The following is a 26,368-nucleotide window of genomic DNA, read 5'->3' as shown; positions in this document are numbered from 1 at the left end:
GCCGGGGCTGCGTCAGGCCAGCGAGGCCACCCAGTTGCGCAACAGGGCTGCGCCCGCGTCGCCGGACTTCTCCGGGTGGAACTGGGTCGCGGTCAACGGACCGTTCTCGACGGCCGCGACGAAGCGGTCGCCACCGTGCTCGGCCCACGTGACGAGCGGCGCGCGGGTGCGGTCGTTGGTGTCGAGGTCCCAGCTGCGCGCGGCGTAGGAGTGAACGAAGTAGAAGCGCTCGTCCTCGATCCCGGCGAAGATCCGGGTGCCCTCGGACACCTCGACGGTGTTCCAGCCCATGTGCGGCACCACGTCGGCCTCGAGTCGCGTGACCAGCCCGGGCCACTCGTCGCAGCCGTCGGTCTCGACGCCGTGCTCGACGCCGCCGCTGAACAGGATCTGCATCCCGACGCAGATGCCGAGCACGGGGCGCCCGCCCGCCAGGCGGCGGCCGATGATGCGCTCCCCCTTGATCGCGCGCAGCCCCTGCATGCAGGCGGCGTACGCCCCGACCCCGGGCACGACGAGGCCGTCGGCGGCGAGCGCGGTGTCGAAGTCGGACGTCAGGGTGACCGACGCACCGGCGCGCTCGACCGCGCGCACGACGGAGCGCAGGTTGCCTGAGCCGTAGTCGAGGACGACGACGTCAGGACCCGGCGCACCGGTCACAGGGAGCCCTTGGTGGACGGCACGCCCGTCTCGCGCGGGTCGATCGCGACGGCGTCGCGGAACGCGCGCGCGAATGCCTTGAACTGCGCCTCCACGATGTGGTGCGGGTCGCGGCCGGCGAGCACGCGGACGTGCAGCCCGAAGTGGCCGTGCTGGGCGATCGACTCGAAGACGTGCTGGGTCAGCGAGCCCGCGTAGAGCACGCCGGAGCCGCCGATGGCGGCGTAGACCTGGCCCTCGGGCTCACCCGTGTGCACGCAGTAGGGGCGACCGGAGACGTCGACGACGGCCTGGACCAGCGCCTCGTCGAGCGGCACGGTGGCGTCGCCGAAGCGACGGATGCCGGACTTGTCCCCCAGCGCCTCGCGCAGTGCCTGGCCGAGGACGATCGCGGTGTCCTCGACGGAGTGGTGGGCATCGATGTGCGTGTCGCCGTTGGTGTGCACGACGAGGTCGGTGAGCGAGTGACGCGCGAAGGCGTCGAGCATGTGGTCGTAGAACCCGACGCCCGTGGACACGTCGGAGCGCCCGGTGCCGTCGAGGTCGACCTCGACCTTGACCTGGGACTCCTTGGTCGTGCGCTCGATCCGCGCCGTGCGGCTCATGCCCGCTCCTCTGTTCCGATGACCTGCTGGGTCTTCATTGTCTCCATGAGCGCAACGCGGAACGCCGCCATCTCATCCGCGGTGCCGACCGAGACCCGCAGCCAGCCGTCCGGCCCGGTCTCGCGGATCAGCACACCGCGGTCGACCAGACCCTGCCAGACCGCGTGCCGGTCGGCGAACCGGCCGAAGAGGACGAAGTTGGCGTCCGAGTCGGCCACCTCGTGACCCTGCTCGCGGAGCCAGGCCACGGTGGCGTCGCGCTCGACCCGCAGGTCGTCGACGTGCGCCAGCAGCTCGTCGACGTACGACAGGGCGACGCTCGCGGTCGCCTGCGTCGTCGCGGAGAGGTGGTAGGGCAGCCGCACGATCCGCAGGGCGTCGCAGACAGCCGGGTCGGCGGCCAGGTAGCCGAGCCGCGCGCCGGCGAGGGCGAAGGCCTTGCTCATCGTGCGGGTGACCACGAGGTTGCGGTGCCGCGGCAGCATCTCGAGGGCGCTCGGCATGCCCGAGCGGCGGAACTCGCCGTAGGCCTCGTCGACCACCAGCAGGCCGTCGTCGCCGACCGCCTCGCACAGCACGGACACCGCCTCGGGAGGCAGGGCCGTGCCCGTCGGGTTGTTGGGGCTGGGCAGCAGCACGATGCTCGGCCGCCGCTCCTCGACGAGCTCCCGGGCGGCGTCGACGTCGAGCCCGAAGTCGTCCTCGCGGTGGCCCACCACCCACTCGGTGAGGGTGTTGCGGGCGTACTCCGGATACATCGAGTACGTCGGCGCGAAGCTGAGCGCGGTTCGCCCCGGGCCGCCGAAGGCCTGCAGCAGCTGCTGCATCACCTCGTTGGACCCGTTGGCCGCCCAGACCATGTCGGTGGTGATGCCGCTGCCGCCCGACGTGTTGAGGTAGCCCGCGAGCTGTTCGCGCAGCGCGACGAACTCGCGGTCGGGGTAGCGGTTGAGCTCGAGGGCCACCTCCGAGATCGCCTCCGACAGCGACGAGGCAAGTGCCTCGGACGGTGCGTAGGGGTTCTCGTTGACGTTGAGCTGCACCGGCGCCGCGTCGTGCGACATCTGGGGTGCACCGTAGGGCTCGATCCCCCGCAGCTCGTCACGCAGCGGGGGGAACGGGGTGCTCACCGATCGAACCGGACGGAGACGGCCTGGCCGTGGCCCGGCAGGTCCTCGGCCTCGGCCAGCGTGACCACGTGGTCGGCGACCTCGGCGAGCGCGGCCTGCGAGTAGTCGACGACGTGCATCGACCGGGTGAACGCGCGGACCGACAGGCCACTGGAGTGACAGGCGCAGCCTCCCGTCGGGAGCACGTGGTTGGAGCCGGCGGAGTAGTCGCCGAGCGACACCGGCGCCCAGGGTCCGACGAAGATCGCACCGGCGTTGCGGATGCGGGCAGCGACGGCTGCGGCGTCGCGTGTCTGGATCTCGAGGTGCTCGGCGGCGTAGGCGTCGACCACCTGCACCCCCTGGTCGATGTCGTCGACCAGCACGATCGCGGACTGCTGACCGCCGAGGGCCGTCCGGATCCGCTCGGTGTGGCGGGTCGCGAAGACCTGCTTGTCGAGCTCGGCCTCGGTGGCGTCGGCCAGGGCTAGCGAGTCGGTCACCAGCACGGAGGCGGCCATCGGGTCGTGCTCGGCCTGGCTGATCAGGTCAGCGGCCACGAAGGCGGCGTCGGCGGAGTCGTCCGCGAGGATCGCGATCTCGGTCGTGCCGGCCTCGGAGTCGATGCCGACCACTCCGCGCACGAGCCGCTTCGCCGCGGCGACGTAGATGTTGCCGGGACCGGTGACCAGGTCGACCGGACGGCACGGACCCGCACCGTGGGCGAACATCGCGATCGCCTGTGCGCCGCCGACGGCGTAGACCTCGTCGACCCCGAGGAGCGCGCACGCGGCCATGATCGTGGGCTCGGGCAGTCCCTCGCGGTTCTTCTGCGGCGGGCTGGCGAGCGCGATCGAACGGACCCCCGCGACTTGCGCGGGCACGACGTTCATCACGACGCTGCTCACCAGCGGGGCGAGCCCACCGGGGACGTAGAGCCCGACGCGGTCGATCGCCACCTTGCGGTGCGTCACGGTCGCGCCGGGTGCGACCGCGGTCGTCACGTCGTGCTCGAGCTCGGCCTCGCAGGTGGCGCGCAGGCGGCGCACGGACTCCTCGAGCGCCGCGCGCACGGCGGGGTCGAGCTCGGCGAGTGCGGTCTGGAGCGCCTCGCGCGGCACGGTGATGTCCTCGCGGTCCACCCCGTCGAAACGGGCCGACAGCTCGACGATCGCCTCGACCCCGCGGGTCCGGACGGCGTCGATGATCGGCTGCACCTGATGCGTCGCGGCCTCGACGTCGAACTCGGCGCGCGGCACGCTCGCGCGATAGTCGACGGACGCCGGATCGGCGCCCCGCAGGTCGATGCGGCGGATCATGGACATGGGTCGAGTCTAGGTTCCCCGGCGGGTCGCTCCCGAGTCGCGGGTGCACCGTGGACGCGGGTGGTTAGGTAGGTCACGTGAGTGACCAGCTGCCGATGTTCCCGCTGAGCACCGTGGTGTTCCCGGGGATGAGCGTGCCGCTGCACGTCTTCGAGGACCGCTACCGGATGCTGGTCCGGCACCTCCTGGAGGAGGACGACCCGGCCCAGCGCGTCTTCGGCACCGTCGCGATCCGTGAGGGGTACGAGGTGGGCGAGCACGGCGCGCAGTCGGTCTACCGGGTCGGGTGCCTGCTCCAGCTCACCGAGGTCGACCGTCGTGACGACGGCACCTTCGACATCGTGGCCGTCGCCCGCGAGCGGCTGATGCTCGAGGAGATGCAGCGGGGCGCGGAGTTCCCGCACGGCGTCGTCGCGGTGCTGCCGGAGCCCGAGGTCGAGGTGCCGGGCGAGGTGCTCGACAAGGCGCGCGCCACCTTCACGGCGTTCCGGGTCGCGATGACCGAGCTGCAGGGAGACCCGTTCAGCGGCACCCTCCCCCGCGACCCCGACTACCTCGCGTGGACGCTGTCGGCCCTGACGCCGCTCCCGATGGCGGAGCGCCAGTCGCTGCTGGAGGCGAGCGACGCCACCGAGCGCCTCGAGCTGGTCACCCGGCTGCTGACCGAGGAGCTGCGCGCGATCAACGTGATCCCCTCGCTCCCGGCCACCCAGGTCGCGCGCACGGCCTGGTCGCCGAACTGAGCCGAGGTGCTCTGATTGGCGAAGAAGACGCGCGCCGCTGGCGGTACGCCGGCCACGGTCGCGCTGACCGCCGCGGGCATCGCCTTCGAGGTGCGGTCCTACGAGCACGATCCCCGCGCGGCGTCGTACGGCACGGAGGCCGCCGAGGCGCTCGGCGTCGACCCGGCCCGGGTGTTCAAGACGCTGCTTGCCTCCCTCGACGGCACGCTCGTCGTCGGGATCGTGCCGGTGACGGGCCAGCTCGACCTGAAGGCCCTCGCGCGGGCGCTGGGCGGGAGCAAGGCGGCGATGGCCGAGGTCGCCGCCGCCGAGCGCGCCACCGGCTACGTCGCCGGCGGGATCTCCCCCGTCGGCCAGAAGCGCAGCCATCCGACCGTGCTCGACGCGAGCGCGCTCGAGCACGCGACGATCCTGGTGTCCGGCGGCAGGCGCGGCTTCGACCTCGAGCTGGCACCCGCCGACCTGGTGGCGGCCACCGGAGCGGTGACCGCCACCATCGGTCGCTAGTCGGTCGTCAGCTTGAGCATGCCGTGGACGACGTCGCCGTCGACCCACCCGCTGACGCCGAACGCGGACAGCGGGGCGAGGTTGTCGACATCCTTGTCGTCGACGCCCACGTCGCCCATGACCCGGACCAGCCAGTCGTCGTCGGCGTCGAAGTTCACGTACATCACCGACTGGGCGTTGTCGGCCTCGACGACCTCGGAGTAGTCACTGCTGCCGCCGAGGTCACCGCTGGCCTCGAGCTTGCCGCGGTAGTCGTCCTGCATCGCGATCACGGCGTAGTCGTCGCCCTCGGTCACCTGGAGGAACTCAGCCGCCTCCGGGCCGGCCAGGTCGCTGATCTTGTCGAGCACTGCCTGGATCTCGCCGGCGTCGCCCTTGATGCGGATGCCGGCCGGGATCTCGCCGGGGCCGCCGTTGGTGATCGCGTCGGGGTCGATGCCGCTGCCGAGCGAGATGGTCACGCCCTCGCCGAGGAGCGTCTCGACGTCCTCGGGGAACGCCAGTCCGGTCTCGTCCTCGAACTGGGCGAGCTGCTCGTCGATGGTGTCGGCCTCCTCGGGCAGGCTGGTCTTCACGTAGTCGAGCAGGGCGTTGGCCCAGCCCTCCTTGAGGCCGAAACCGAACGCGGCCAACGTGTCGTCCGGCAGGTCGCCGATCATGTCGACACCGGCCTCGGTCTCCATGAACTCCGTCATGTCCTCCTGCCAGTTGGACATGGCGTACTCGACCTCTACGGCACCGTCGTCGAAGCGCACCGTGGCGGCCGCGCCGTCGAACTTGTCGATCAGCTCCTGGAGCTCCTCGGGCACCTGCTCGTCGCCCATCTGGCTGCCGTCCATCGGCATACCGCCGAGCATCGAGCCCATCCCGGCAGCATCGTCGAGGTACTGGGCCGCGGCCTTGGCGACGTACATCGTCATGAAGCCGTCGTCACCGGCCTCGCCGGTCCACCGGTCGAAGGCGGAGTCGCTCGCGAGCGTGCCGCCGTCCTTGGCGTCGACGACCTGCTGGGCGATCTCCTCGGTCTCGCCGATGACCATCCAGTCGCCGTCGACGACCCATCCGCCGGCACCGTCCTCGGAGCCGCCGCCGCAGGCGTCGACCAGCGCCGCCATGCCGTCCTCGGCCTGGCCGGCGTCGGACACCTGGACCACGGCGACCGGTGCCGGCTCGTCCTCGCCGAGGTCGACCGCCGCCATCGCAGCGCGGGAGCCGAGCCACGGCTCCACGTCGGCGGCGTAGTCGAGGCCCTCGCACTCGCCGGACTTCGTGAGCTCCTCGAACAACCGCTCGCGGATGTCGTCCTCGGCGTCGAGGTTGATCTCGTCGGTGAAGGCCGGGAACTTCTTGAGCATCCTGATGGCCTCGATCTTCTGGCCGCCGCTCGGGTCGAGGTCGACGCTGACGTAGCCGATCGTCGAGTCGGGCAGGGCCTCGGCCGGTTGCGAACCGGTCGCGAAGAAGCTGGTGGCCGCCCAGGCACCGCCGGCCACGACGGCACCACCGGCCACGATCGCGCCGACGGCGATCAGGCGCTTGCGGTTGTCGTTGCCGGGGTGGTGGTCGCCCGCGTGGGCGGACGCGCCCGGCCCCGGGCCGATGCCCGAGCCGTTGCCTGGTCCGTCGCTCGGTCCGCCGAGGTACTCCGGGCTACCCGGTGTGGTGGTCATGACAGTTCTGCTCCCCCGCTGCACAGGTCCCGAACACCTCGGGACGGCCCATCTCTGGTCGCGGCCAGCCTACCCACGAGGAGTCCGCGGCAACCCCTGAGACCCGAAGAGAAACATCCCGACCAGACCAGTCATCGCGCCGGCCGGGAAGGCGAGCAGGGCGGTCGAGTGCCAGGCCGTGCGGCCGAGGTCGGGAGCGGTCAGCCCGAGGTCACCCGGGAGGGGTGTGTAGTCGGGGCTGCCGGCCGCCAGCGCCTGCGGGTCGGCGGGTCCGAGGGCCGCGCCGACGGCGTACATCACGATGCCGGCGGCGGTCGCCGCGACGAGCACGGTGACGACGGTCGCCGTCTCGCCGTCGCGCAGGAGCCCGGCCAGGACGGCGAGCACCACTCCGAGAGGGAACGCGATCACCACGAACAGGGCGATGGCCTGGAACGAGACGTCGGGACCGGCGGGCTCGAGGAACCACTGGTCGTCGTAGGTCAGGCCGGACGTCGGCTCCCACAACCGCTCCCACAGCACGCCACCGGCCGCACCGGCGACGAGGAACCCGAGCACGAGCAGTGCGAGGCGCGTCACCCTCAACCGGTCAGGCATCCCGGTCCCAGGAGCTGCTTGAGGTCGGCGAAGAGGGCCGGGCTCGGGGTGACCCGCAGGTTGTCGTCGAGGCGCAGCACCTTGGTCGAGCTGCGGGTCAGCAGCCGCAGCTGCACCTCCGTCATTCCGGGGTGCGTCCCGAGCACGTCGCGCAGCTGGGCCACGACCGGGGGCGTGCACCGCGTCGAAGGCAGGCTGATGACCACGGGGCCGGTGGGGCCGTGGGTCAGGTCGGGTGCCGTGACCTCCTGCGCACGCAGCTCGGGCTGGTCCTTGTCCCGCGACAGCTGGCCCTTGATGCGCACGATCGCGTCCTCGACCAGGAGCGTCGAGGCGAGCGTGTACGCACTGGGGAACAGCAGCACCTCGATGGCGCCGTCGAGGTCCTCGAGGGTGATCGTCGCCCACGGGTCGCCGCGCTTGGTGATCTTGCGCTGGACCGAGGTGATGAGGCCGCTGACGGTGAGGGTCGAGCCGTGGGCGCGCTCCTCGTCGAGCAGGAGCTGGCCGATCGTGCAGTCGGTGCCCTGGGAGAGGACGTGCTCGAGGCCGAGCAGGGGGTGGTCGGAGACGTAGAGGCCGAGCATCTCGCGCTCGTGACCGAGCAGGGTCATCTTGTCCCAGTCGTCGATGTCGGGGATCGTCACGCTCACCCCGAAGCCGGCGTCGTCCTCGCTGAGGCCGCCGAAGAGCGAGTCCTGACCGATCGCCTCGTTCTTCTTGAGGTCGACGAACTGGTCGACGGCCGTCTCGTGCACCGCAACGAGCGCCCGCCGCTTGTGCTTCATGTCGTCGAAGGCGCCGGCCTTGATCAGCGACTCCACGACGCGCTTGTTGCAGACCAGCGCGGGGACCTTCTCCATGAAGTCGTTGAAGTCGGCGTAGCGGCCCTTCTCCTCGCGCGCGGCCGCGATGCCGGCGACGACGTTGTGGCCGACGTTGCGCACGGCGGTGAGGCCGAAGCGGATGTCGTTGCCGACCGGCGTGAAGTCGGCGTGGGACTCGTTGACGTCGGGCGGCAGGACCTGGATCTTCATCCGGCGGCACTCGTTGAGGTAGATCGCCATCTTGTCCTTGTCGTCCTTCACCGACGTCAGGAGGGCGGCCATGTACTCGGTCCGGTAGTTGGCCTTGAGGTAGGCGGTCCAGTAGGTGATGACGCCGTAGGCCGCGGAGTGCGACTTGTTGAAGGCGTAGTCGGAGAACGGGAGCAGGATCTCCCACAGCTTGTCGATCGCGACCTGCGGGAAGCTGCGCTCGAGCATGCCGGCCTGGAAGCCGGCGTACTGCTTGTCGAGCTCCTCCTTCTTCTTCTTGCCCATCGCGCGGCGCAGGTTGTCGGCGGCACCCAGGGTGAAGCCGGCCAGCACCTGGGCGATGGCCATCACCTGCTCCTGGTAGACGATCAGGCCGTAGGTCTCGCCCAGCACCGGCTCGAGCGCCTCGGCGAGCGCCGGGTGGATCGGCTCGATCGGCTCGCGGCCGTTCTTGCGGCGGGCGTACTTGTTGTGCGAGTCGGCGCCCATCGGGCCGGGACGGTAGAGCGCGGAGACCGCGGTGATGTCGGCGAACGCGTCGGGCTGCAGCGAGCGCAGCAGCGAGCGCATGCCCGAACCGTCGAGCTGGAAGACGCCCAGCGTGTCACCGCGACCCATCAGCTCGTAGGTCGCGCGGTCGTCGAACGACAGCTCCTCGAGGACGACGTCCTCACCGCGGTTGACCTTGATGTTGACCAGGGCGTCCTCGAGCGTGCGGAGGTTGGACAGGCCGAGGAAGTCCATCTTGACCAGCCCGAGCGACTCGCACATCGGGTAGTCGAACTGGGTGATGACGGCGCCGTCCTGGGGACGGGCCATGATCGGCACGATGTCGATCAGCGGCTCGCTCGACATGATCACGCCGGCCGCGTGCACGCCCCAGTTGCGGATCTGGCCCTCGAGGCCGACCGCCGTCTCGTAGATCGTGCGGACGTCGGGGTCCTGCTCGTGGAGCGCCCGGAACTCGCCGCCGTCGCGGTAGCGCTTGTGGTCGGGGTTGAAGATGTCCTTGAGCGCGACGCCCTTGCCCATCACGTCGGCCGGGTAGGCCTTGGTGATCCGGTCGCCGATCGCGAAGCCGTGGTCGAGCACCCGGGCGGCGTCCTTGATCGCGGCCTTCGCCTTGAGCCGGCCGAACGTCGCGATCTGCGCGACGCGCTCGGCGCCGTACTTGTCGCTGACGTAGTTGATGACCTCACCGCGTCGGGCGTCGTCGAAGTCGATGTCGAAGTCGGGCATCGAGGGGCGCTCGGGGTTGAGGAACCGCTCGAAGAAGAGGCCGTGCTCGAGGGGGCACAGGTCGGTGATGCGCAGCGCGTAGGCTGCGATGGAGCCGGCACCCGACCCGCGACCGGGGCCGACGCGGATGCCGTTGTCCTTGGCCCAGTTGATGAAGTCGGCGACCACGAGGTAGTAGCCGCAGTAGCCCTTCTGGGAGATGATCGCCAGCTCCATCTCGACCCGGTCGCGCACCTCCTGGTCGAGCCGGTCGCCGGGGTAGCGGGCCTCGATGCCGCGCCAGACCTCCTTGCGGAACCACGAGTCCTCGGTCTCGCCCGCCGGCACGTCGGCGCGGGCCATGTAGCCACCGGTGGACTCGGTGAACTCGACCTCGCACCGCTCGGCGATCGCGAGGGTGTTGTCGCAGGCCTCCGGCATGCCGAAGCGGTCGGCCCAGAGCTCGCGCATCTCGGCTGCCGACTTGATGTAGTAGCCGCCGCCGTCGAACTTGAGGCGATTGGTGTCGGAGAGCCGCTTGCCAGACGCGACGCAGATCAGGGCGTCGTGGGCGGCCGCGTCCTCCGGGTTGTTGTAGTGGGAGTCGTTGGTGGCGATCGGCGGGATGCCCATCTGCTTGCCGAGCCGCAGCAGGTCGTCGCGGACCCGCTTCTCGATGTCGATCCCGTGGTCCATCAGCTCGAGGAAGACGCTGTCGCGCCCGAACATGTCCTGGAGCTCGCCGGCCTCCCGCACTGCCTCGTCGTACTGCCCGAGCCGCAGCCGCGTCTGGATCGCGCCGCTGGGGCAGCCCGTGCTGACGATCAGGCCCTCGCTGTGCTCGGCGAGGATCTCCTTGTCCATGCGGGGCTTGTAGAAGTAGCCCTCCATGCTCGAGCGCGACGAGAGCCGGAACAGGTTGCGCATGCCCTCGGTGCTCTCGGCCCACATCGTCATGTGGGTGTAGGCCCCGCCGCCCGCGACGTCGTTGCCGCCCTCCTCGGCCAGGTCGCCCTGCCCCCACCGCACCCGGCGGCGCTCGCCGCGCTGGGTGCCGGGGGTGATGTAGGCCTCGATGCCGATGATCGGCTTCACGCCGTGGCGCTTGGCCTTGCTGTAGAAGTCGTAGGCGCCGTGGAGGTTGCCGTGGTCGGTCATCGCGATCGCCGGCATGCCGAGCTCGCTGGTGCGGGTGAAGAGGCCGTCGAGCAGCGAGGCGCCGTCGAGCATGGAGTACTCGGTGTGGACGTGCAGGTGCACGAAGCTGTCAGGGGCAACGGCCGACATGGAGGAGACTTCCGCACCTTTCGGGGTCGCTGACGGTGCCAAGACTGGCGGGACTGCTGACTGCTCGACGCGTCGGTCCGGTCGTGCGGTCGGAGAGGGGGAAGAGCAGTCAGCCTACGTCAGTGTGCACGGCCCCACCGACAGGACACTCGCCACCTTTTCGTGCCTCGGTCCGCCTCCCGGCCGCCCCTCGTCACTGCCAGTCGAGGGCGTGCCCGTGGCCGTGGCTCCACGCCACGGGGACACCGTCGAGGGCGGTCACGAAGCGTCCTGACGGGACCTCCGCGTCGCCGGTGACGTCGGGCAGCACGCGGCGTCCCTCGTTGCTGATCCATCGGCAGCGTCCGTCGGCGACCAGGCCGGTCATCAGCTCGTGGAACCGGCGCCGGTCGGGCTCCTCGAGGTAGGCGATGACGGCCGAGTGGAACACCACAGGCGTGCCGTGCGGCGCTGCCTCGTCGAGCAGGGCGGGCAGGTGGTCGACGAGGTCGCCCCGGCGCAGGAAGGGCGGCTCGCGGCGGGCGACCTCCACCGCCGCGCGCAGGCGCTCGCGACGCTCGTCCTGCTCGGGCCAGACCAGGTTCTCCAGCCACCGCATCGCGTCGACGTCGGCCACGTCGAGGGGGTTGAGGTCGACGCCACCGCGCCAGGCGACCTCGGGGTGTCGCGCGGGGACGGGCAGCGGACCGGTCGCCGTCGCGCTCAGCGTCGGGCCGCCGCTCCCCCGCAGTCCGCCCACCGGCGGCCAGGCGTAGTCGTAGCGGTCCGGGTAGAGGCACAGCCCGGCGCTCGCCCCCACCTCGATGAGCGCCAGCGGCCCGTCGACGAGGGCGAGGACCGGGACCAGGGTGGCCAGCCGGCCCACCTCGTTGGTCTGGGTCGCCCGGGACATGACGGTCGCCCGCACCTCCGGCTCCTGCTCGAGCAGCACGCTGCGGAGACCGGCGTACGACCCGGGCGCGGGTGCGCCGTGCCAGCGGGCCGCCGCGAAGACGAGGTTGGGCTGACGCTTGATCGGCGGCAACGTGCCGAGCCAGGCCAGCACCTCGGTGTCCTCGGCGACCCCGAGCGCCCAGGCCTCGAAGCACGGCGAGTCGCCGGAGGCGTAGGTGGCGAAGTCGCGGTACTCCTCGATCACGTCGTCGTAGAGCAGCATCCGGCCATCCTGCCCCGCCCAGCCGTCCCGGGGTCAGCGACGGGTCGGGAAGGGGCCCACCGGGCCGATGCCGGCGTTGCCCATCCGGATGCCGGAGAACTCCAGGCCACGCTCGCGCACCTGTGTGAAGTACGGCTCCAGCTCGGGCAACACGCGCAGCTCGATGCCGTGCCGCTCGTGCAGCCCGACCAGGTCGCCGACCGCGACCGGTGGACCGAGCGGCTCGACCGGCGTGGTCGCCACGTGGGCGTGGGGTCGGTCTCCGAACGGTGCGAAGGCGCGCGCGTCGAACCGGTAGGCCCACAGGGTCGTGGCCCGCACGGTGGACAGCCACCGCTCCTCGACCGCGTGCACCCGCGGCTCGTCTCCCCACGAGCACACCCGCGGGCACTGCCGCGGGAACCAGTAGCAGGGGCTGTTGAGCCCGTCGACGGTCCAGACGTAGGCCTCCGGCTGCAGGGCGGTGGCGGCCACGTGGGGCACGAACGAGCGGATCGACGGGTCCTCGCTGAAGTGCAGCAGCTCGCCGGGATCGGGCAGCATCAGGAACCGGAGTCGGTCGACGCGTCCAGGGACTCGGTGATGATCACGTCGACGATGCGCGCGACCCGCTCCTCGCCGAGCTCGGGCACGACCGCCGCGACGCGTCGGGTGATCTCGGCCTCGCGGTCGGCGTCGCGCTCCCCCGACGGCTTGACCGACTGCACCGCTCGGGTGAGTGCCGTACGCCGCGCGAGCACGTCGCCGAGCACGAGGTCGGTCTCGTCGATCAGCCCCCGCAAGAAGGCCACGGGGTCGGGTCCGGGCCAGGCCACCCGGATGTCCGGGGCCTTCTCCTCGTTGCCCGCCCCGTCGGTGCGCTCGAGCTCGATGCAGCCGCGGCTCCGGTAGAACGCGCGCGCCGGCGTGTTGGACTCGAAGACCCAGAGGCAGAAACCCTCCGGTCGCAGCGACGTCACCACGTCGAAGAGCGCGGCACCCACCCCGCGCCCCTGGTGCTCGGGCCGCACGTAGAGGTCGTCGAGCCACGTCGTGGTGGCCCGGGCGTAGCCCGCGACCCGGTCGCCGTCGGCGGCCACCCAGACGTCGTACGCCGACAGGTCCCAGCTTGCGACCCAGGCGTGCGCGTCCTCGTCGGGGTGGACGGGGGGCGGGAACGCAGCGCCCGCGCCGTGCCGCGCTGCGAGGTGCACCTCGGCGATCGCGCTCAGGTCGGCAGGGGTGGCCGGACGCAGGGACAGGTCGTCAGTGTTCATCTCGGATGACGTCGAGCGCGTGGGCGAGGTCGTCGGGGTAGGTGGACTCGTAGGTGACGTGGTCACCCGACTCCGGGTGCTCGAAGCCGAGGCGCATGGCGTGCAGCCACTGGCGCTGGAGGCCGACGCGCGCGGCGAGCGTCGGGTCGGCGCCGTAGGTCAGGTCGCCGACGCACGGGTGCTTGAGGGCGCTCATGTGCACCCGGATCTGGTGGGTGCGGCCGGTCTCGAGGCGGACCTCGAGCAGGCTCGCGAAGCGGTGGGCCTCGAGCGTCTCGTAGTGGGTGATGCTGTGGCGGCCGTCGGCCATCACGGCGAACTTGTAGTCGTGGGCGGGGTGGCGACCGATCGGCGCGTCGACCGTGCCGGCGAGCGGGTCGGGGTGGCCCTGCACGAGTGCGTGGTAGGTCTTGTCGACCGTGCGGTGCCGGAAGGCGTTCTTCAGCACCGAGTAGGCGTGCTCCGACTTCGCGATGACCATCACGCCGGACGTGCCGACGTCGAGGCGCTGGACGATGCCCTCACGCTCCTTCGCGCCAGAGGTCGAGATCCGGTAGCCCGCACCGGCGAGGTGACCGACGACGGTCGGGCCCTTCCAGCCCGGCGACGGGTGCACGGCGACGCCCACGGGCTTGTCGATCACCACGATGGCGTCGTCGTCGTGGACGATCCGGATCCCCTCGACGATCTCCGCCTTCACCTCGAGCGGGTCGCGCTCGGCGGGGATGGTCACGTCGAGCATCGACCCTCCGTGGACCCGGTCGCTCTTGCCGACCGACGCGCCGTCGACCTGCACGAGGCCCTGCGAGATCAGGTCGGCCGCCTTGGTGCGCGAGAAGCCGAACATCCGCGCCATCGCGGCGTCCACGCGCTCCCCCGAGAGACCGTCGGGGACGAAGACCGTCCGCTGCTCGGTGTGCGACGTCATCGGCGGGCCCTCATGGCTGGGTCGCGGTGGCGTCGGCGTCGGCGTCGGCGTCGGGACGGTCGTCCGTCTCGCGGCTCCCGTCGAGCGCCACTCCCCGGAAGGTCTGCAGGATGATCAGGCCGGCCCCGACGTTGATCCAGATGTCGGCGACGTTGAAGACCGGCCAGTTCGGCAGCATGAGCAGGTCCACGACGTGGCCGCGGAACGGCTCGGGATCGCGCACCAACCGGTCGGTGAGGTTGCCGGAGACGCCACCGAGGAGCAGGCCGAGGGCCAGCGCCCAGCCCGTGCTGCGGATGCGGCGGCTCAGCCACAGGATCACCACGACGGCCACCATGGCGAGGCCGGTGAAGACGATGGTGTAGCTGGTGCCGGTGCTGAAGGCCGCACCCGGGTTGAAGGTCAGGTGGAGGGTGAACCAGTCACCGACCAGCGGCTTGTCGCCGTCCACCAGCGCGGACAGCGCCCACTGCTTCGAGCCGAGGTCGGCGGCGTAGGCCACCACGGCGATCGCCGCGAACACCCACCGAGCGTCGAGGCGCCGCTGGGACGGGCCGTCAACGGCCGTGTCGCTGGGGTTCAGCGACGCTCCTCGCGCTGCTTGCATGACATGCACAGTGTGGCATGGGGCACCGCCATCAACCGATTCTTGCCGATGGGGTTGCCGCAGGAGTCACAGACGCCGTAGGTGCCGTCGTCGATGTGGGCCAGGGCCCGGTCGAGCTGGTCGAGCGTCTCGCGCTCGCGGGCCAGCACGGTGAGCTCGTGGTCACGCTCGAAGCTCGTCGCGCCGACGTCGGCCTGGTCGTGACCGGCGCCGTCGCCTGCGTCGCGCATCAGCCGGGCCAGCTCCTCCTCGGCCTGGCCGATGGAGACGGTCAGGCGCTCGCGGTGCTCGTTGAGCTCCTTGACGACGTCGTTGAGCTCGCCGCGCGTCCAGGCGTCCTCGCCCTCGAGCACGACGAGCTTGGCCGGGGTCGCCTTGCGGGGTGCTGTCTTCTTCGCGGGGGCCGAGTTCGTCACGGAGGATGCCTTCTTCGCGGGAGCGGTGGTGGTGGCGGGAGCGGTCTTCTTGGCGGGGGTCTTCTTGGCCGTGGCCGTCGCGGCCGGCGCCTTCTTGGCCGGCGCCTTCTTGGCGCGAGCCTTCGTGGCGGGAGCCTTCTTGGCCGGTGCCGCCTTTGTGGCGGGAGCCTTCTTGGCGGGAGCCTTCTGGGCGGGAGCCGCCTTCTTCGCGGGTGCCGCCTTCTTGGCGGGAGCCTTCTTGGCGGGAGCCGCCTTCTTCGCGGGTGCCGCCTTCTTGGCGGGAGCCTTCTTGGCGGGAGCCTTCTTCGCAGGGGCCTTCGTCGCCGGAGCCTTCTTGGCGGGAGTCTCCTCGGCGGGAGCGGCCGACTTCCCGGCCGACCTCCGGCCGATCACCCGCTTCGCGGCGGCCGCGGCAGAGCCGGCGAGGGACTTACGCGTGGTGCCAGCCATGTCCGAGGCCTCCGCAAGCTCTGGGTGTGGTTCGAGCCACACGGTCGCAGGGAGGGTATCCGCTGCCACGAAGCAGGCCAACCTTGGCTCGCCCGAAATGCGAGAACGGCCACCCGGATGGGTGACCGTCCTCGAGTCGAACGTGGTGCAGGTGCGTGCGAGCGGCTCAGCCCTCGTCGTCGCCCAGGACCGAGCGCAGGCGCTTCGGACCCTGACCGCCGTCCACCGGAGCCTGGCTGTCGCTGCCCGTGGAGAGGGCCTCCAGCTGCTGGGTGAAGTAGGTCTTGAGGCGCGAGCGGTACTCCCGCTCGAACTGGCGGAGCGTCTCCACATCGCCGTTGAGCTTGTCGCGCTCCTTCTCCAGGTCGCCGAACATCTGCTGGCGGCGCTCGGCGGTCTCGGAGTCGAGCATCTGCGAGCGCTGGCGGGCGTCCGCCTCCATGCGGTCGGCCTTGGACTTGGACTCACCCTCGAGGCGCTCGGCCTTGGTGCGGGCGGCACCGACGATGCGGTCGGCCTCGTTCTTGGCCTCCTCGACGAGCTCGTCCGCGTTGCGCGTGGCGATCTCGAGCAGGCGGGCCGCGGCGTTGGACGCGTCGGCGATGTTGCGCACGGGCGGCTCGGCAGCGACGGGAGCCGCCGCGACCACCGGCTCGGGCTCGGGCTCCGGCTCCGGTTCGGGCTCGGGCTCCGGCTCGGGGGCGGCGAACGACACCGGCGCGGGCGCCGAGGAGCCACCGCCGGACTGTGCCGCGGACAACTTCGACCGCAGGTCGTCGTTGTCCTTGGTGAGCCGCGCGAGCTCGGCCTCCACCTCGTCGAGGAACTGGTCGACCTCGCCCATGTCGTAGCCCTCGCGGAGCCGGACAGGCGTAAAGCGCTTGTTGCTCACGTCCTCAGGCGTCAGCGGCATGACGTCACCAAACTTTCTTCGATATCACGGTGGCTCTGGCTGTCAGAGACAATAGCGCCCGCCGGCTCACCCGGCACAGTGACCCGTGTGGCGGGTGGTTCGGCAGGTTCTCGGGCGGACGTCGTCGGACGCCCACCCGTCGGTTCACAGGAAAACAGTGCGGACCACATTGAGCAGCAACCATGCTGTCACCATCACCAGCAGGAAGCTCAGGTCGAGGGCGACCGAGCCGATCCGCAGTGGCGGGATGACACGGCGCAGCGCCACGATCGGCGGGTCCGTCGCGGAGTAGACACCCTCGAGCGCCACGAGCAGCGGGCCGTGCGGCTCCCATCGACGCGCGAAGACCTGGACCCAGTCGACGATGAAGCGGATCCAGAGCAGCGCGATGAACAGGAACAGGATGTAGTAGAGGGTCAGGCCGAAGTAGTACACGGGGAAAGACTGCCTCAGCTCTGGTTGAAGAACCCGTCCTCGGCGATCCGCTCCTTGTCCTCGGCGGAGACCGCGACGTTGGGCGGGGAGAGCAGGAAGACCTTGTTGGTCACCCGCTCGATCGTCCCACGGGTCGCGAAGATCAGGCCGGCGGCGAAGTCGACGAGGCGCTTGGCGTCGTTGTCGTCCATCTCGCTGAGGTTCATGATCACGGGCGTGCCGTCGCGGTAGTTCTCACCGACGAGACGGGCCTCGTTGTAGTTGCGGGGGTGCAGGGTGGTGATGCGGCTCAACTCGGCCACGACTCCTGTCTGGACCGAGGCCGGTCGACGGCGCTCGGCGAGGTCGGACACAGGGGCAGGGCGTCGGTCGCGCGCGACCGGACGCTGGTCGACGGCGTCGTGGGTCGAGGTCTCCGTGTCGCCGTCGTAGTCGTCGTAGTGGCCGGTGTCCTCGAGCAGGCCGAGGTACTCGCCGATCTTCCTCATCGAGCCGCTCATGAATGTGGTCCTCCGCTAGACAGGGCGTCCGGGTCGGACGCGAGGTGAGACGTTGTCGACATTACTTGACCTGAGGCCTCGGACCGAGGACCGCGGACCCGACACGCACGTGTGTCGCGCCGTGCCTGATCGCCGCCTCGAGGTCACCGCTCATCCCGGCCGACAGCACGGTCGCGCCGGGGTGCCGGGACAGGAGGTCGGCGTGGATCGCCGCGAGCCGGGCGAAGGCCTCGTCGGGCTCCTCGCCGAGGGGCGCGACGGCCATCAGTCCGCGCAGCCGGAGCATCTCGGCCTCCCCCACCGCCCGCGCGAGTGCGTCGAGGTCGGCGGGGTCGGCGCCCGAGCGGCCGTCGGAGCCGGGCGGGTCGAGGCTGACCTGGAGCAGCACGTCGACGTCGTGCCCTCGTGACTGAGCGCCCCGGGACAGCCCGCCGACCAGCTTGGTCCGGTCGACTGACTCGACCACGTCGGCGTAGGACGCCACCGCCGAGGCCTTGTTGGACTGGAGCCCGCCGATGAAGTGCCACCGCAGCCCGAGGTCGGCGCACTCGGCGGCCTTGGCCTCGGCCTCCTGGTGGCGGTTCTCCCCGACGTCAGTGACGCCGAGGTCGGCGAGGAGCCGCACGTCGGAGGCGGGGAAGAACTTGGTGACGACGACGAGCCGGACGTCGTCGGGCCGCCCCGCTCCGTCGCAGGCGGCTGCGATGCGACGGCGTACGGCCTCGAGGTTGGTGGCCAGCTCGTCGCGGCGGTCGTCGGTCACGGGTGGCTCCAGATGGCGCCGGCGAAGCGGGTGGCCGCAGCGCCGTCGCGGCGGTGGGACGGCCACGACGGGTCCTCGCGGGTGCAGGCGTCGACGACGCGGACGTCGGTGATGCCGGCTGCGTCGAGCTGGGCGCGTACGCCGGACCCGAGGTCGAGAGCCGGGGTGCCCCAGGAGGTGGTCGAGCGCGCCTCGGGGACCACCGCCGCCACTGCGTCCTGCAGGTCGGCGGGGACCTCGTAGCAGGACCCGCACACGTGCGGGCCGATCCAGGCCACGGAGGGGTCGGCTCCCCCGGCCCGCAGGGCGGCGACCGCCGCCGGGACGACGCCCGCGGCCAGTCCGGGCCGGCCGCTGTGCACGGCAGCGATCCACCCGGTCGCGGGATCGGCGAGGAGGACCGGGACGCAGTCCGCGGCGCGCGCGAGCAGGGCCACACCGGGCTGCGAGGTGTAGAGCGCGTCGCCGGTCTGCACCTCGCCCTCGCCCCGGTCGTCGACCAGGACGGTGTCCGCCCCGTGCACCTGGTGCATCAGCACCGGCGTGGCCATGGTCGCCGCCGCGACCTGCCGCAGGGCCTCGTGACGCACCTCGGCCTCGGCGGCGTCGCCGAGGCTGAGGGAGACGTCGGTGAAGGCAACCTCGATGACGAGGTTGCCTTCGACCCGATCGTGGTGGCGCAGCAGCGTCACGGGCTACTTCAGGAAGTCCGGGACGTCGAGCTCGTCGTCGTCGAACTGGACCTGGCGCGCCGGGCGGGGCTGGGCCGCCGGGGCGGGAGCCTCGGCGGACGGCGACGACGGCGCGAACGTGGTCGGAGTGGGGGCACCGTCGGTCCGAGCCGGCGCCGGGGTCGCTGCCTTCGTCGCGAGCTGCTGGGCGGCCGCCCGGGTCTGCTCCTGGGTCTGCGCTGGCTGGCTGCGCTGGAGCACGTTGCCGTCCGAGCGGCGCTTGGGCATCCCGCCGTCGAAGCCGGCGGCGATGACGGTCACCCGCACCTCGTCACCGAGTGCGTCGTCGATCGTGGCGCCGAAGATGATGTTGGCCTCGGCGTGCGCGGCCTGCGACACCAGCGCGGCGGCCTCGTTGATCTCGAAGAGACCGAGGTCGGAGCCACCGGCGATCGAGAGCAGCACGCCGTGCGCGCCCTCGATGCTCGCCTCGAGCAGCGGGCTCGAGACAGCCATCTCGGCCGCTGCCACGGCGCGGTCCTCACCACGGGCCGAGCCGATGCCCATGAGGGCGGAGCCGGCGTTGGCCATGACCGACTTCACGTCGGCGAAGTCGAGGTTGATCAGGCCGGGCGTGGTGATCAGGTCGGTGATGCCCGAGACACCCTGGAGCAGCACCTGGTCGGCCTGCTTGAAGGCGTCGAGGATGGAGACGCTGCGGTCGGTGATCGACAGGAGCCGGTCGTTGGGGATGACGATGAGGGTGTCGACCTCCTCGCGGAGCTGGCTGATGCCCTCCTCCGCGGAGTTGGCCCGGCGACGACCCTCGAAGGCGAACGGCCGGGTCACGACACCGATGGTCAGGGCGCCCAGCGAGCGGGCGATGCGGGCCACGACGGGCGCGCCGCCCGTGCCCGTGCCGCCGCCCTCGCCGGCCGTCACGAACACCATGTCGGCGCCCTTGATGACCTCTTCGATCTCGTCGGCGTGGTCCTCGGCGGCCTTCGCCCCCACCTCGGGGTTGGCGCCGGCACCGAGGCCGCGGGTGAGCTCGCGACCGATGTCGAGCTTGACGTCGGCGTCGCTCATGAGGAGTGCCTGGGCGTCGGTGTTGATCGCGATGAACTCGACGCCCTTGAGGCCGACCTCGATCATCCGGTTGACGGCGTTGACGCCACCACCGCCGATGCCCACGACCTTGATGATCGCCAGGTAGTTCTGCGCTGCTGCCACGGCACGGGGCCTTCCTTGAGGGAACTGCATGTATGGAGGTCTGCTGCTGATCTGTGTCTACGTCTGGGGAAGGAACGAGGTCTGGTGCCACACCCTCGGAGCGGCGGAACCTTAACCGTCAGCCTGAGGGTTATAGTTATGTCAACCTCGCCTTTCGAGAGACTGTAGGCAGCGCAGCCGCTCGATCGGTGGCGGACACGCCCACGAATTGCGCGGCGGCAAGGACCGGATGTCAGGGCGTGGTGCGGTACGTCGGGTTGCCGGGGACGCTGACGTCGTAGAACGGTGCCTTCTGCGCGGCGAGCAGCTTGTCGGTGACCTCGGCCTTGAGGTCGGACTCCTCCGCACTCCCCCACAGCACCTCGCGCCTGTCGCGCATCACCAGGGTGATCTGGTCGACGGTCTCGACCGCGACGTGGTCGACCCGGGTCGCGAGGTCCTGCGGCAGCGCCGCGACGACGGTCGCGGCCTCCTTGAGCGCATCGGTGCCGGCCGCGCTGCCGGCCTGGACGCGCGGCATCCCCTTCGGGACCGTCTTGAACTCACGGAACACCACGCCGTCGGCGTCCAGGCCGCGCAGCCGGCCGCCCAGCTCGACCACGGCGACGGCGGTGCGCTCGACGACCGTGATGCGGACGCCGTCGGGCCACGTGCGGGTGACGTCGACCGACTTCACGTCGACGAGCGCGCCGACCCGCGCGTCGGCCCGGGCGAGGTCGACGAGCGCGAGCTGCTCGCCGAGGGGGACGTCGGCCATCTCACGGACCCGACCGTCGCTGAGCAGCTCGTTGCCGACGACCTCCACCCGCTTGACCTGGAGGGTCGCGGAGAAGAACACCAGCCAGATCGACGTGCTGACGAGTGCCACCACGACGAGCAGGACCAGCACGTAGCGCAGCGACAGCCAGCGGCGGGCCCACTGCCGGCGCGCGAAGCGGCGGCGGGTGCGCCGCTCGGCGCGGTCCTCGCGGTCCACCTCACGCACCGCCCGGCGCGAGCAGGTCGAGCACCAGGGGCCCGACCGAGGTGATGTCGCCGGCGCCGAGGGTGATGACGAGGTCGCCGGGCCGCGCGCGCTCGGCGAGCACCTGTGCGGCGGCCCCCAGACCGTCGACGTAGGTGACGCGCTCGGCCGGGAGCGGCACTGCGCTCGCGACGAGGTGGCCGGTGACGTCGGGGTCCGGGTCCTCCCGGGCGACGTAGACGTCGAGCACGACGACCTCGTCGGCCGCGCCGAGGGCGACGCCCATCGCCTCGCCGAAGATCCGCGTGCGCGAGACGAGGTGCGGCTGGAAGGCGGCGACGACGCGGCCGTCGCCGGCCAGCGCGCGGGCGGCCTCGAGGTCGCCGCGGATCTCCACGGGGTGGTGGGCGTAGGAGTCGTAGACGCGGATGCCGGCCGCCTCGCCCTTGAGCTCCATCCGACGGCCGGTGCCGGTGAAGCCGCCGAGGCCCTCGGCGAGAGCGGCGAAGGGCAGGCCGAGCTGCAGGCCCATGGCCAGCGCCGCGGCGGCGTCGAGGACGTAGTGGCGCCCGGGGATCCGCAGCGTCAGCTCGCCGAGGTCGGTCCCGGCACGGGAGATCCGGCAGGTGGAGGTGGAGCCGTCGAGCGAGAGGTCGTGGATGCGGAGGTCGGCGTCGGCCGACTCCCCCACCGTCACCACGTCGAGGCCCTGCGCGCGGGCCGTACGGGCCAGCCCGGCGGCACCGGGGTCGTCGAGGACGCAGACCAGGAACCCGCAGGGGTCGATCGTGTCGACGAAGTCCTCGAAGGCGCGGTGGTAGGCCTCCTCGGTGCCCCAGTTGTCGAGGTGGTCGGCCTCGACGTTGGTGACGATCGCCGCATGGGGCCGGTAGTGGAGGAAGGCGCCGTCGCTCTCGTCGGCCTCGGCGACGAAGAGGTCGTCGCTGCCCGCGTCGGCGTTGCGCCCGGTCGCGGTGAGCACCCCGCCCACGGCGTACGACGGATCGGTGCCGGCGGCGAGCAGCGCAGAGGTGAGCAGCCCCGTGGTCGTCGTCTTGCCGTGCGTGCCGGCCACGGCCAGCACCCGGGAGCCCGCCATCACCGCTGCGAGTCCGGCCGAGCGCGGCAGGATCCGCAGGCCGCGGCGCCGTGCCTCGAGGACCTCGGGGTTGTCGTCGCGGGCCGCCGTGGTGACGACGAGGGTGTCGGCATCGCCCACGTGGGCGGCGTCGTAGCCGAGGTGGCAGGCGACGCCGAGCTCGCGCAGCGACGGGAGGAACGGGGTGTCGTGGTCGTCGCTGCCGGTGACGGGGATGCCGCGACGGGCCATGATGCGGGCGATGGCCGAGATGCCGGCGCCACCGATGCCGACGCAGTGGACGCGGCCGAGGTCGGCGGCCGGGAGGATCTCGTCGGGGACCGGGATCTTCACGACGAGGTCCCCGCGGCGTCCGCGATCATCCGCGCGAGCAGGTCGTCGGCGTCAAGCGGGATCACGCCCCGCGCCGCCGCGCCCATCGCGGCGATGCGGTCCGGATCGGTGAGCAGGGCGGGGACGCTGGCCGCGACCCACTCGGGCGTCAGGGCCGCGTCGGCGACCAGGAGCCCACCGCCGGCGTCGACGACCGGGCGGGCGTTGAGCGCCTGCTCGCCGTTGCCGATCGGGAGGGGGACGTAGATCGCGGGCAGGCCGACGCCGGAGACCTCGGTGACGGTGTTGCTGCCGGCGCGGCAGAGCACGGCATCGGCGGCGGCGTAGGCGAGGTCCATCCGGTCGACGTAGGGCACGACGACGTAGGGCACGTCGCCGGACTCGACGGTGAGCTCGTGCTTCGGCCCGACGATGTGCAGGACCTGCACCCCGGCGGCAGCGAGGTCGGCCGCAGCGCCCGAGACGGCGCCGTTGATCCGGGCCGCGCCCTGCGACCCTCCGGTCACCACCAGCACCGGCAGGTCGGCGCGCAGGCCGAACGACGCCAGCGCCTCGTCGCGGAGCGCGGCGCGATCCATCGTGGAGACCATCCGACGGATCGGCAACCCGGTGCACACCGCGTGGGGCAGGTCGGTGCCGGGGAAGCTGGTCGCGACGTGCCGGGTCATCCGGGCGCCGAGCTTGTTGGCGATGCCGGGGATCGCGTTGCCCTCGTGGACCACGATCGGCACACCGCGCTTGCGGGCGGCGAGGTAGGCCGGGACCGACACGTAGCCGCCGAAGCCGACGACCACGTCAGGACGCACCCGGTCCACCACCTCGAGGGCGGCGGCGCGTGCGGCGCGCAAGCGGGTCGGCGTACGCAGCAGGTCGGGGCCGGGGCGTCGCGGCAGTGGCACCCGGGGGACGAACTCCAGGGGCAGACCGGCCTCCGGGACGAGCCGCGCCTCGAGCCCCTCACGTGTGCCGAGGCAGGTGATCGCGGTCGCGCGGTCGAGCCGCCGGAGGGCATCGGCCGTGGCGAGCAGGGGCGAGGTGTGGCCGGCGGAGCCGCCACCGGCGAGGAGAACGCGCATCGGACCGAGTTTAGTGGCGCGTGGCGGCGGAGAGACCGGCGGAGCGGTTGCGACGGCGTGCCGCCAGGGCGGCCGCGGCCTCCGGCTCGCGACGGGCGAACCCGATGACCATGCCGAGCGCCACCAGCGAGGGCAGGAGCGCCGATCCGCCGTAGGACACGATCGGCAGCGGGATGCCGATGACGGGCAGGACGGCGAGCACCATGCCGACGTTGATCATCATCTGCCCGAGCAGCCAGACCACGACGCCGAAGGTCGCGTAGCGGACGAACGGGTCCTTCGTGGTGAGCGCGACGCGGATCGCGGCGTAGGCGATGGTGAAGAAGAGGCCGACCACGAGCAGGGTGCCGACGAGGCCGAGCTCCTCGCCCAGCACCGCGAAGATGAAGTCGGTGTGCGCCTCGGGCAGGTCGCCCCACTTCTGGGTGGAGGCACCGATGCCCTGGCCGAACCAGCCGCCGCTCGAAAGCGCGTAGAGCCCGTGGGCGGGCTGCCAGCCGGCGTCGGTGTAGTCCTTGAACGGGTCGGTGAAGTTGGTGATGCGGTTGAGCCGCTCGGGGTCCATCGCGGCGAGTGCGGTGGCGGCGACAGCGAGGATCGAGATGCTCAGGGCGAAGAGCCGCATCGGGGCACCGACGACCCACAGCATCCCGAGCATGATGATGCCGAGCACCATCGCCGTGCCGAGGTCGCGACCGACGAGGACGAGCCCGATGACCGCCAGCAGGCCGGGCACGACGGGCACCAGCAGGTGGTGGAGCTCGCGGAGCCGGCGCTCCTTGTGGGCATAGATGTTGGCGGCCCAGATGACGATCGCGAGCTTGGCGATCTCGGCGGGCTGGATGTTGACGGGCCCGAGGGCCAGCCAGTTCTTGTTGCCGTTGATGAGGACGCCGAACTGCGCGACGAGGCCGAGCAGGACGAGGGCCACGATGAAGCCGGGGTAGGCCAGCCGGCGGATGTGACGCACCGGCAGTCGCGAGGCCACCCACGCTGCCGGCAGGCCGAGGGCGACCCACATCAGCTGGCGCTTCACCACGGCGTAGGAGTCGTCGTAGATGACGTAGGAACGCACGCTCGAGGCACTCAGGACCATGATCACGCCGATGGTGAGCAGCAGCGCCGACGAGCCGAGCAGGAGGTAGTAGGAGGCGAGCGGCTTGTCGAGCGCCTCGCGCGCCGAGCGCCATCCGGCCGCGATGCCCGAGCCGAGAGGTGGCCTCGCCGTGGTGATCGCCGGAGCGGCGACGTCCTCCGGGTTCGCGGTGGTCATGTTCGCTCCCCCTCGGATGTCAGTGGCTCTCGGTCGGCTCAGTCGTCTGTGTGGCGGGCGATCCTGCGGCGTACGGCGTCCGCGAACTCGTCGCCGCGGTGGGCATAGTTGCTGAACATGTCCATGGAGGCGCAGCCCGGCGCCAGCAGCACCGTGTCCCCGGACCTGGCGAGTCCGGCGGCAGCGTCGACCACCCGCTCCATCGGATCCCCAGTCTCGTCGGCGCCCACATCGATGACGGGCACATCGGGCGCGTGTCGCGAAAGTGCGTCGGCGATGACCTGGCGGTCCCGGCCGAGCAGAACGACGCCGCGCAGCCGCTCGCGGGCGGCGACGACGAGGTCGTCGAAACGAGCGCCCTTGGCGAGTCCCCCGGCGACCCAGACGACGCTGTCGTACGCACCGAGCGAGGACTGGGCGGCGTGCGGGTTCGTGGCCTTGGAGTCGTCCACCCAGGTGATCTGGTCGTGCTCGGCGACGAGCGCGATGCGGTGGCCGTCGGGACGGAAGGCCCGCAGCCCGTCACGCACGGCCTGCTGGCTGACGCCGTGGGCACGGGCCAGGGCGGCCGCGGCGAGCGCGTTGGCGACGAAGTGCGGCGCCTGCGACGCGAGCTCGTCCAGCGTGCAGAGCTCGGCGGCACTGGTGGCGCGGTCCTCGATGAACGCCCGGTCCACGAGCAGGTCCTCGACGATGCCGAGGTCGCCGCTCGACGGGGTGCCGAGGGTGAAGCCGACCGCGCGGGCGCCCTCGACCACGTCGGCCTCGCGCACCATCTCCTCGGTGGCGGCATCGGCCAGGTTGTAGACGCACGCACGCTGCACGCGCTCGAAGATCCGCGCCTTGTCGGCGGCGTAGTCACGCATGCCGTCCGCGCCGTCGTACCAGTCGAGGTGGTCCTCGGCGACGTTGAGGACCGCGGCCGCCTCGGCGGACATCGAGTGGGTGTAGTGGAGCTGGAAGCTGGAGAGCTCGACGGCCAGCACGTCGTAGGGCTCCGGGTCCATCACCGCCTCGACGATCGGCAGGCCGACGTTGCCGACCGCGGCGGCCCGCAGCCCGGCGGCGAGCAGGATCGACCGGAGCATCTGGACGGTCGTGGTCTTGCCGTTGGTGCCGGTCACCGCCAGCCACGGGGCGGCGGTCTCGGGGTCGCGCAGCCGCCAGGCGAGCTCGACCTCGCCCCACACGGGAATGTCGCGCTCGGCCGCCTGGGCGAGCAGCGGCGCGGTCGGCTTCCACCCCGGCGAGGTGACGACGAGGTCGGTGTCGTCCGGCAGCACGGCCGTGGCGCCCACCTCGAGGCGTACGGTCGCGCCGAGGGTCTCGAGGAGCTCGGCCTGCTCCGCCTTCGCCTCGCTGGTCGCCTCGTCGAGCGCCGTCACCTGCGCGCCCAGGAAGAGCAGGTTGTCGGCGGCGGCATAGCCGGAGACGCCGAAGCCGGCGACGACGACCCGGACGCCCGACCAGTCGCTGGTGCGGGTCAAGGAAAGAACATCACTCGTCATCGGGGTCCCCGCGGCGTTGTTCGGCGGAG

26 protein-coding genes are annotated in these 26,368 nt (G+C 71.5%); 2 read left to right on the top strand and 24 right to left on the bottom strand.

The window, feature by feature from the left end; translation table 11 throughout:
• Window positions 1-12: 12 nt before the first annotated feature.
• The 4 genes from hisH to hisD are packed head-to-tail and all read right to left on the bottom strand — an operon-like array spanning window position 13 to window position 3,693.
• On the bottom strand, window positions 13-660 hold the full coding sequence (gene hisH / locus EUA06_RS02460; protein WP_129473402.1) for an imidazole glycerol phosphate synthase subunit HisH: 648 nt from the start codon (window positions 658-660) through the stop codon (window positions 13-15).
• A complete protein-coding gene (gene hisB / locus EUA06_RS02455) occupies window positions 657-1,265 on the bottom strand; it encodes an imidazoleglycerol-phosphate dehydratase HisB (RefSeq protein WP_129473401.1) in 609 nt (202 codons plus the stop codon). Before hisB ends, hisH begins: the two co-directional genes overlap by 4 nt.
• Window positions 1,262-2,395, bottom strand: a complete 1,134-nt coding sequence (locus EUA06_RS02450) for a histidinol-phosphate transaminase (protein ID WP_129473400.1) — start codon at window positions 2,393-2,395, stop codon at window positions 1,262-1,264. The genes hisB and EUA06_RS02450 overlap by 4 nt, the downstream gene beginning before the upstream one ends.
• Window positions 2,392-3,693: a histidinol dehydrogenase gene (gene hisD / locus EUA06_RS02445; RefSeq protein ID WP_129473744.1), complete on the bottom strand. Its 1,302-nt coding sequence runs from the start codon at window positions 3,691-3,693 to the stop codon at window positions 2,392-2,394. Before hisD ends, EUA06_RS02450 begins: the two co-directional genes overlap by 4 nt.
• A gap of 83 nt (window positions 3,694-3,776) precedes the next feature.
• Between hisD and EUA06_RS02440 the strand changes: the two genes are divergently transcribed.
• Together EUA06_RS02440 and ybaK are read left to right on the top strand one after the other, a co-directional pair.
• On the top strand, window positions 3,777-4,442 hold the full coding sequence (locus EUA06_RS02440) for an LON peptidase substrate-binding domain-containing protein (RefSeq protein ID WP_129473399.1): 666 nt from the start codon (window positions 3,777-3,779) through the stop codon (window positions 4,440-4,442).
• 15 nt (window positions 4,443-4,457) lie between these two features.
• Window positions 4,458-4,949 (top strand): Cys-tRNA(Pro) deacylase, encoded by a 492-nt coding sequence (gene ybaK / locus EUA06_RS02435; protein WP_129473398.1) that lies wholly within the window; start codon window positions 4,458-4,460, stop codon window positions 4,947-4,949.
• Here the strand turns inward: ybaK and EUA06_RS02430 are convergent.
• The 20 genes from EUA06_RS02430 to murD all read right to left on the bottom strand — a co-directional run bounded on the left by EUA06_RS02430 (window position 4,946) and on the right by murD (window position 26,339).
• Window positions 4,946-6,619 (bottom strand): DUF3352 domain-containing protein, encoded by a 1,674-nt coding sequence (locus EUA06_RS02430; RefSeq protein WP_129473397.1) that lies wholly within the window; start codon window positions 6,617-6,619, stop codon window positions 4,946-4,948. The two genes, ybaK and EUA06_RS02430, sit on opposite strands and share 4 nt — an antisense overlap.
• Window positions 6,620-6,688: 69 nt before the next feature.
• Window positions 6,689-7,198, bottom strand: a complete 510-nt coding sequence (locus EUA06_RS02425) for a hypothetical protein (RefSeq protein ID WP_129473396.1) — start codon at window positions 7,196-7,198, stop codon at window positions 6,689-6,691.
• 2 nt (window positions 7,199-7,200) lie between these two features.
• Window positions 7,201-10,758, bottom strand: a complete 3,558-nt coding sequence (gene dnaE, locus EUA06_RS02420; RefSeq protein WP_129473395.1) for a DNA polymerase III subunit alpha — start codon at window positions 10,756-10,758, stop codon at window positions 7,201-7,203.
• A gap of 193 nt (window positions 10,759-10,951) precedes the next feature.
• Window positions 10,952-11,914, bottom strand: coding sequence for a DUF2332 domain-containing protein (locus tag EUA06_RS02415; protein WP_129473394.1), 963 nt, complete (start codon window positions 11,912-11,914; stop codon window positions 10,952-10,954).
• Window positions 11,915-11,947: 33 nt separating this feature from the next.
• The gene (locus tag EUA06_RS02410) at window positions 11,948-12,457 is read right to left on the bottom strand and encodes a DUF6886 family protein (RefSeq protein ID WP_129473393.1); all 510 of its coding nucleotides are present in this window, start codon (window positions 12,455-12,457) and stop codon (window positions 11,948-11,950) included.
• Window positions 12,457-13,170, bottom strand: coding sequence for a GNAT family N-acetyltransferase (locus EUA06_RS02405; RefSeq protein WP_129473392.1), 714 nt, complete (start codon window positions 13,168-13,170; stop codon window positions 12,457-12,459). The genes EUA06_RS02410 and EUA06_RS02405 overlap by 1 nt, the downstream gene beginning before the upstream one ends.
• Window positions 13,160-14,098 carry an RluA family pseudouridine synthase gene (locus EUA06_RS02400; RefSeq protein WP_129473391.1) on the bottom strand — a complete coding sequence of 313 codons (939 nt, stop codon included), beginning with the start codon at window positions 14,096-14,098 and terminating at the stop codon, window positions 13,160-13,162. The genes EUA06_RS02405 and EUA06_RS02400 overlap by 11 nt, the downstream gene beginning before the upstream one ends.
• Window positions 14,099-14,108: 10 nt before the next feature.
• Window positions 14,109-14,705: a signal peptidase II gene (gene lspA / locus EUA06_RS02395; RefSeq protein ID WP_129473390.1), complete on the bottom strand. Its 597-nt coding sequence runs from the start codon at window positions 14,703-14,705 to the stop codon at window positions 14,109-14,111.
• A complete protein-coding gene (locus EUA06_RS22860) occupies window positions 14,678-15,571 on the bottom strand; it encodes a TraR/DksA family transcriptional regulator (RefSeq protein WP_129473389.1) in 894 nt (297 codons plus the stop codon). The genes lspA and EUA06_RS22860 overlap by 28 nt, the downstream gene beginning before the upstream one ends.
• A gap of 166 nt (window positions 15,572-15,737) precedes the next feature.
• A complete protein-coding gene (locus EUA06_RS02385; protein ID WP_129473388.1) occupies window positions 15,738-16,484 on the bottom strand; it encodes a DivIVA domain-containing protein in 747 nt (248 codons plus the stop codon).
• A 144-nt stretch (window positions 16,485-16,628) separates the two neighbouring features.
• Window positions 16,629-16,919 (bottom strand): YggT family protein, encoded by a 291-nt coding sequence (locus EUA06_RS02380; protein WP_129473387.1) that lies wholly within the window; start codon window positions 16,917-16,919, stop codon window positions 16,629-16,631.
• Between the two features lie 14 nt (window positions 16,920-16,933).
• Complete coding sequence (locus EUA06_RS02375) at window positions 16,934-17,419, bottom strand: cell division protein SepF (RefSeq protein WP_129473386.1); 486 nt, start codon at window positions 17,417-17,419, stop codon at window positions 16,934-16,936.
• A 61-nt stretch (window positions 17,420-17,480) separates the two neighbouring features.
• Complete coding sequence (locus EUA06_RS02370) at window positions 17,481-18,182, bottom strand: YggS family pyridoxal phosphate-dependent enzyme (RefSeq protein WP_129473385.1); 702 nt, start codon at window positions 18,180-18,182, stop codon at window positions 17,481-17,483.
• Window positions 18,179-18,874, bottom strand: coding sequence for a peptidoglycan editing factor PgeF (gene pgeF / locus EUA06_RS02365; RefSeq protein ID WP_129473384.1), 696 nt, complete (start codon window positions 18,872-18,874; stop codon window positions 18,179-18,181). Before pgeF ends, EUA06_RS02370 begins: the two co-directional genes overlap by 4 nt.
• 3 nt (window positions 18,875-18,877) lie before the next feature.
• Window positions 18,878-20,116: a cell division protein FtsZ gene (gene ftsZ, locus EUA06_RS02360; protein ID WP_422879735.1), complete on the bottom strand. Its 1,239-nt coding sequence runs from the start codon at window positions 20,114-20,116 to the stop codon at window positions 18,878-18,880.
• Between the two features lie 202 nt (window positions 20,117-20,318).
• Window positions 20,319-21,062, bottom strand: coding sequence for a cell division protein FtsQ/DivIB (locus tag EUA06_RS02355; protein WP_242497924.1), 744 nt, complete (start codon window positions 21,060-21,062; stop codon window positions 20,319-20,321).
• A gap of 1 nt (window position 21,063) precedes the next feature.
• Complete coding sequence (gene murC, locus EUA06_RS02350) at window positions 21,064-22,482, bottom strand: UDP-N-acetylmuramate--L-alanine ligase (protein WP_129473381.1); 1,419 nt, start codon at window positions 22,480-22,482, stop codon at window positions 21,064-21,066.
• A complete protein-coding gene (gene murG, locus EUA06_RS02345; RefSeq protein WP_129473380.1) occupies window positions 22,479-23,558 on the bottom strand; it encodes an undecaprenyldiphospho-muramoylpentapeptide beta-N-acetylglucosaminyltransferase in 1,080 nt (359 codons plus the stop codon). Before murG ends, murC begins: the two co-directional genes overlap by 4 nt.
• 10 nt (window positions 23,559-23,568) lie before the next feature.
• Window positions 23,569-24,831: a putative lipid II flippase FtsW gene (gene ftsW, locus EUA06_RS02340; protein ID WP_129473379.1), complete on the bottom strand. Its 1,263-nt coding sequence runs from the start codon at window positions 24,829-24,831 to the stop codon at window positions 23,569-23,571.
• Window positions 24,832-24,869: 38 nt separating this feature from the next.
• Window positions 24,870-26,339, bottom strand: a complete 1,470-nt coding sequence (gene murD / locus EUA06_RS02335; RefSeq protein ID WP_129473378.1) for a UDP-N-acetylmuramoyl-L-alanine--D-glutamate ligase — start codon at window positions 26,337-26,339, stop codon at window positions 24,870-24,872.
• Between the last annotated feature and the right edge of the window lie 29 nt (window positions 26,340-26,368).

The organism is Nocardioides glacieisoli, from assembly GCF_004137245.1.
Lineage (GTDB): Bacteria > Actinomycetota > Actinomycetes > Propionibacteriales > Nocardioidaceae > Nocardioides > Nocardioides glacieisoli.
The sequence above is the reverse complement of the archived record's forward strand: the minus strand, read 5'-3'. Positions and strand labels throughout refer to the sequence as shown.